Below are 371 nucleotides of genomic sequence, written 5' to 3'. Positions count from 1 at the left end.
TGGCTGAACCACGGTATCGCAGAATTTCACCAGCGATGCGGAGTTGTCGCCGACCACAGCAACCGTGCTCGGACCGATGTCCAGACCAACGATTTCGCCACAAGCCTGCTCGTGCTTTGCCGGGGCGATGCCCTCCTGCATGAGTTGCACAAACCAGCGGCGTGAGCCGGAAACAACGCGCCACAGCACTGGACAGATGCTTTGATGCTAAATTCTCATAAAAATTGTGACCCTTTGGGGATTCTTTTTGACATCCTCCCCGGCATGAATGCCGGAGATTCCTACGGCGCTACACAAGGGCAAGCCCCTGTGTAGTCGCTTCGGCGGGTTCCTGCTTCACGGAACGGCCTGATTGCGCCAATTCTCCACAG

1 pseudogene is annotated in these 371 nt (G+C 56.6%); it reads right to left on the bottom strand.

Annotated features, from left to right (window positions below):
- Positions 1-189: pseudogene (locus tag IV91_RS18080) on the bottom strand (transposase); the annotation flags it as partial.
- Positions 190-371: the final 182 nt, after the last annotated feature.

This window comes from Ferrovum myxofaciens, from assembly GCF_000735045.1.
GTDB lineage: Bacteria > Pseudomonadota > Gammaproteobacteria > Burkholderiales > Ferrovaceae > Ferrovum > Ferrovum myxofaciens.
Note: the sequence above shows the minus strand (reverse complement) of the source record. Positions and strands in the feature narration are given on the sequence as shown.